The sequence below is a fragment of the Leisingera sp. MMG026 genome, from assembly GCF_021654205.1.
Classification (GTDB): domain Bacteria; phylum Pseudomonadota; class Alphaproteobacteria; order Rhodobacterales; family Rhodobacteraceae; genus Leisingera.
In genome coordinates this window covers 1-431 of sequence record NZ_JAKFZM010000162.1, presented here as the reverse complement: position 1 = coordinate 431, position 431 = coordinate 1, and the positions used below count along the sequence as shown (strand labels likewise).

Here is a 431-nt window from a genome sequence, read left to right as displayed (position 1 = left end):
AAGTAAAAGTAAAAGGCACTGGTTTCATCTGGCCGAAATTGTCGGATGTGGCAATGACCCTGACGAAGGCTCAGTTCGAGGCCCTGTTCGAAGGGATAGATTGGCGCCGGGTCGCTTCTGCGCCGTATCACCGTCCCGCTCTCTTTCAAAAGCAGCATGCCGAGGTTCAATAGAATGCCGTTGATACCCTTCATTGATGTCCGTTTTTTCCCGCCTGAGGAAACCAGGGAAAGACTGGAGAAGCGTTTCACCCGGCATCTGCGGCTGTTGAGGTGCGGGCTCGTAGCCGCTTTCAGATCTGGCAATCACCCGTTGCCCGAAGGTGATGCTGATAAACTGCTGTCGGTAGATATTACGCACATTGACAGGATCCGCGTTCAAAGGCGCGCCGGAAGGATCATTGAACGCAGGCACGCTGATCGCCATGGGGT

General features: G+C 54.3%; 1 pseudogene. It reads left to right on the top strand.

The features are described 5' to 3' along the window. Positions 1–174: 174 nt before the first annotated feature. Positions 175–431: pseudogene (locus L1069_RS23985) on the top strand (AAA family ATPase); the annotation flags it as partial.